The 5,257-nt window shown below is 36.9% G+C and carries 5 protein-coding genes; 2 read left to right on the top strand and 3 right to left on the bottom strand.

Annotated elements, in window-relative coordinates:
* Positions 1–890, top strand: an 890-nt coding sequence (locus tag AC1DUW_RS20575) for an MFS transporter (RefSeq protein WP_477643327.1), incomplete at its 5' end; no start/stop codon positions are given.
* A 148-nt stretch (positions 891–1,038) separates the two neighbouring features.
* Here AC1DUW_RS20575 and AC1DUW_RS20570 read toward each other — a convergent pair.
* Complete coding sequence (locus tag AC1DUW_RS20570; RefSeq protein ID WP_477643326.1) at positions 1,039–1,371, bottom strand: YnfA family protein; 333 nt, start codon at positions 1,369–1,371, stop codon at positions 1,039–1,041.
* An 840-nt stretch (positions 1,372–2,211) separates the two neighbouring features.
* Between AC1DUW_RS20570 and AC1DUW_RS20565 the strand changes: the two genes are divergently transcribed.
* Positions 2,212–3,162, top strand: coding sequence for a DMT family transporter (locus tag AC1DUW_RS20565; protein ID WP_477643325.1), 951 nt, complete (start codon positions 2,212–2,214; stop codon positions 3,160–3,162).
* A 41-nt stretch (positions 3,163–3,203) separates the two neighbouring features.
* Here AC1DUW_RS20565 and AC1DUW_RS20560 read toward each other — a convergent pair whose 3' ends face one another.
* Together AC1DUW_RS20560 and AC1DUW_RS20555 are read right to left on the bottom strand one after the other, a co-directional pair.
* The gene (locus AC1DUW_RS20560; protein ID WP_477643324.1) at positions 3,204–4,289 is read right to left on the bottom strand and encodes an MBL fold metallo-hydrolase; all 1,086 of its coding nucleotides are present in this window, start codon (positions 4,287–4,289) and stop codon (positions 3,204–3,206) included.
* A gap of 585 nt (positions 4,290–4,874) precedes the next feature.
* Positions 4,875–5,257, bottom strand: a 383-nt coding sequence (locus tag AC1DUW_RS20555) for an alpha/beta fold hydrolase (protein WP_477643323.1), incomplete at its 5' end; no start/stop codon positions are given.

Here is a 5,257-nt window from a genome sequence, read left to right as displayed (position 1 = left end):
GTGGACATGCTTTAGGTGGTGTTGTTGCATCATTAGGTGCGATGTATCTGATTCCGAACTTTGGATGGCGCGCAGTTGTATGGCTTGGTGCTCTTCCACTGATCTTTATGCCGATTCTCTATAAAATGTTACCAGAATCATTGAATTATTTTATATTAAAAAACCAAAAAAGCCAATTGGCGGACGTACTGAATCAAGTAGATGTAACCGGGAAATACACTGCGAATGATCATTATGTTCTTCATGAGAAAAGTAAAAATGATTCTACTGGTTTCCCGGTGAAACAATTATTCAAAAAAGGTCGGACAGTTAGTACAATCATGTTCTGGGTCGCCTTTTTCATGTGCCTGTTTGTGATGTACGGATTGAGTACATGGCTTCCAAAAATTATGGGAGGGGCAGGATATGAATTAGGATCCAGCTTAACATTCCTAGTGACACTTAACCTCGGCGCCGTATTTGGGGCAATTGTCGGAGGAAAGCTTGCTGATCGATTTGGATCTAAAGTGGTTCTGGTTTCCTTCTTAGTCATAGGGTTTGCAGCACTTACGATGCTGAGCTTTAAACCAAGCATGATCATGCTCTATGTGTTGATTGCCATTGCGGGAGGAACTACAACTGGTACACAAATCGTAACGAACGCTTATGTATCACAGTTTTATCCTAACGAAATCCGTTCAACGGGAGTAGGCTGGGCATTAGGTGTAGGAAGAATAGGTGGAATTATCGCTCCTACTTTCTGCGGGGTCTTGCTTGATATGAAATTGTCATTGCAGATTAATTTCTTAGCATTTGCCATTCCATGCATTATCGCGGCAGTTGCGATTTGGATTATACAGGAAAAATCCAGCAATATGGCTGTTAGTAGTAAGGAAAAGAAATTGGTTTAGAAAAACATTCATTCCAAGGTTACCTGAAGATATGTAACACCTAAATAATGATCCCGTGAGGACGTGAGATTTTATATTGCGTACGCTTACGATCGAAAAATATTTAATCAATCGGCTGCTTTGAGTAAGTAAAGGGCTTTAAAGCCCTTTACTTMTAATGTCTCGGCGCCCAAATGATGACAGACACCCCAATTAAACAGATTGCAGCCCCAATCCAATCATATAAATCAGGCGTTTTCTTATCGATGCCCCATCCCCATAATACCGATAACACAATAAAAACACCGCCATATGCAGCATATACACGCCCGAAAGTTGGAAACGTTTGGAATGTTGCAATGATGCCATATAAAACTAAAACGATCCCTCCAATAAATCCTAAATAAATGGATTTTCCATCTCTTAACCAAAGCCAAATAAGATAACCCCCACCAATCTCAGCTAGACCGGCCAAAAGAAATATAATAGTGGTCACTAACATATGTAAACCTCACTTTCTCCTTGAAATTTTATCATAAGTGAAAATGGAAAATAATCATTATTTAGTAATATTTTAATAGTCGTTTCTATTACTTTGTGAATAAATAGTGATAATAACGAATCTCCATCTATTCTAACTTTGTTAAAGAAAATGAAGTCATGCTACATCTAGACTAGGAAATTCATTATTGGGTTTCTTCGAGATATTCAACCGTGTTTTCGGCAAATCGAAGCTTTTCAATATAATTAAAGGTATCACCACAAAGAGGTACGTTACCAAGTAAACTTTTTTTGCTGAATACCTATTATTATCAAAATCCGCAGACCATATTTTCAACCGACCATTCACCCTAAAAGGGTTTTAATTTGTATCACACTAAAATAAATTAAATATCCTGATTTGCTTTGAAGAAATCAGATTGTATTACAAACATCGGAATTGGAACTGATCAAATATTTAGTACTCAGGTATTGTTTCAAGTTATGTATTATTTGTATAAGAACAGAAGAAGCAAATCCTTTACCTACGGATTAGCTTTTTCTGTTCTGTTTTTTTTAGGTATCTTAGTTTTAGTTATTCATATAATACTAAAACCATCCAAATATAATAAAAGCCAAAAGTTATATGGAGATATAACCAAGAGTAAAAACTTCGCTAATCGTAACAATTTTTGTCCTTCCTAAGAATAATAAGATTACTGAAGCTTAAAATAACCTGCAATATTTAAGGGGAGGATCGAGGGACCTGTATCCTTTACCTTTAAACTTGGGTTGCAATTCAGATACAAAGGGTACTATACCTAAAATGGATATATAGTAGTCTAGTTGAGGAGCTGCATCTATGAAATCCCAATCTTTTGCATATATGTTGGCCATATTTCATGCCAGTATTGTCGGCCTATCATTCTTATTCACGAAAATGGCAATTGCTGAATCAAATCCACTTGATACATTGGCGTTCCGATTCAGCGTTTCCTTCGCTATCATATCATTATTAGTTGCTTTTAAAGTCATTAAAGTAAATTACACGTGGGAGTCCGCAAAAAAACTGGTTCCGCTGTCATTATTATTTCCAACTCTTTTTTTTGCCTTTCAAGCTTTCGGACTTAAATACTCACAATCCACCGATGCTGGAATCTTATCAGCCGTTACCCCGATTATAACGGTGATGATAGCGGGATATTTCTTAAAGGAAAAAACGTCTTTATATCAGAAGCTTTCGATTGTCTTATCGGTAGTGGGTGTCATTTTTATTTTTGTATTGAAAGGGAGCTCAATCAATTTTTCCGACATGCTCGGAATGGTGTTAATCCTTCTATCCTGTATTGCTACCGCATGTTATACGACAATGACCCGTTCACTAGCCAAAGATTATACCCCAGGTGAAATGTCCTTTTTTATGATGGGAATAGGATTCGTCATTTTTAACATTGCCGCAATCAGTTCCCACATCAACCAAGGAACAATGCAGGAATTCTTTTCACCATGGTTGAGCATGGAATTCATCAGTTCCATTTTGTATTTAGGAATATTGGCCTCATTGGTCACTTCGTTGCTATCCAACAGCATTTTATCAATAATCAAGGCGTCACAAATGAGTGTCTTTGCAAACCTTTCCACCGTTGTCACGATAGTGGCAGGAGCACTTATTCTAAATGAAAAGATTACAACCCACGATATAATCGGGTCGGTCCTTATCATTTTAGGTGTAATCGGAACAAATTATTTTTGGGGAAAGAAAGATCATACTATAAAAATGAATCTTTATTATAATAAGAAGGAACACAGTTAAATAAATAAAATCAGTCTATCCCAAATTAGGATAGACAGATTTTATTTCCACCATATTGTTTGAGGGAACTCTTTTACTCCAATAAATACTGGTTCGCCTATTTGCGGTATAGTAACCTGAACGGAATGTTCTTTGGCCGCATTAGTTACCCTTTCAATTGGGTCTGTCCAGTCATGAAATGACAATGTGAACCCTGCCCAATGAATCGGAATCATTAGTTTTCCTTGCACATCGATGTTTGCTTGAACTGTTTCTTCAGGCGTCATATGGATGGTGGACCAGCGCTCATCATATTGGCCACATTCCATTAATGTAAGATCAAATGGACCGAATTTTTCTCCAATTTCTTTAAAATGTGTACCATACCCACTGTCCCCGCTAAAAAATATCTTGTCTTGTTTTCCGTTAATTACCCAGGAGCACCACAGAGTTGTATTGCCATCACGTAAACTTCTTCCGGAAAAATGTCTCGCAGGCGTGCAAACCAAATGCAGGCCGTTGTAATTAACTTCATCCCACCAATTATGCTCCTGAATCTTTTCTTTTTTAACGCCCCATCTTTCAAGATGGCCCCCAACCCCCAGTGGAACAATGAACTGATCGACCTTATCTTTTAACTTCTTTATAGAGTAATAATCTAAATGATCATAGTGGTCATGTGATAGTAGAATCGCATCGATTGGAGGAAGCCTTTCCAAATCTATAGGCAAGTCCCTGCTAAAACGCTTATTTCCAAACAGCGGAAAGGGAGTGGGGGCTTTACCAAACATTGGATCCACTAATAAGGTTTTTCCATCCATCTCCAACATGAAGGCAGAATGTCCAAACCAGGTGATTTTATTGAAATCACCTATCATATGTTCTTTAGTTTCAATCAGAATAGGATTGTCGGGCCGCCTATTGGGATTTCCTTTTATATAATCCCGTAGTATCGAACCTGTATGTTTGAGGCTCATCGCCTGACTTGCAGGAATCTGGTTGATGAACTTCCCATCAACAAAATTCTCCTTTGTGCTGAAACTTTTTATTTTTTCTTTAGTTGCTCGTCTCCCTAGAGGAGGATAAAGGTACAAAAAAAGTATCCCTGAAATAAAAATGGAAGTTAAAAACTTTATAATTTTAAGCATATATGCTTTCCTCCTGAATTTAAGCAATATTTTCGTTCACTTATCATAACACAGAATTTGGAAGGTTATTTACTGTGAYGTTCTAAAAACCCTTTCATCTTATTTCTTAACTGGCATGCTTATTGCATATTACTAAACTGAATTTAATTAATAAACAGGAGGAGTGAAGGATATGTTTGATTTTAGCCCATATATAAAATGTTTGGGTTAGGTTTGAAAATAAAATAATTCCATTAAAATAAACTTCAATCAACTATCTTAATTCAAAAAAACAGCAAGGAATTCAGAAGAATCCCTTGCTGTTTTTTACATCTTACTTTTTATTTCATCATTGGTTGGCATGTCGTCCATACATTTTATTGGATCCAATTTCTTTYTCTCTTTAAATCTAAGGATGACAGCATCGTAGAAAAGTAAAAGCGCTTGCTCAACAAGAGAGCCCATTAGATGGATTGGTTTATAATCGCCTTCTTACTGACCTTTTGGTGAGTCAGGTAATTTTATTGCGATATCCGCTAATTTCCTATGCTTGATCTGGAAGTATTGTAGCAGTTGTAATCGTCCCACAGATACTTTTTGCTGACTTTATAGATGAACTAGAAACTGTATAACTTTGTCATTTGCTTCCTCAGCTGCTTCTGTTATGTAAATATGGCCAGAACAGGATACGGTGTGAAACTGAGAACCCTGAATACGTTCAGCTAACATTTTACCGTTTTCATATGGAACCAAATTATCTGCATCACCGTGTATAATCAATGTTGGTATGTTTATTTTATCAAGTTCATTGGATGTATCATGAGTTAGACAAGCTTGTAGTTGAGACAGATATGCGCTTGGCGGAGTAATGATTTCTATTCGCTTTTGGATATCTTCCTGAATTAATTCAGGGTGCTTCTCAATAAAAGCTTGACTATAAACTATTGGTGCCGCTAACCAGGCATTATCCCTTGGAGAACCTGTAAGGG

Source organism: Peribacillus sp. P4_C12, assembly GCF_056402095.1.
This window is presented reverse-complemented; position numbering and strand designations above follow the sequence as displayed.

Excerpts from the sequence above, each read along its gene's own strand:
- AC1DUW_RS20565 (WP_477643325.1), top strand. The coding sequence starts at position 2,212 with ATGAAATCCCAATCTTTTGCATATATGTTGGCCATATTTCATGCCAGT.
- AC1DUW_RS20560 (WP_477643324.1), bottom strand. The coding sequence starts at position 4,289 with ATGCTTAAAATTATAAAGTTTTTAACTTCCATTTTTATTTCAGGGATA.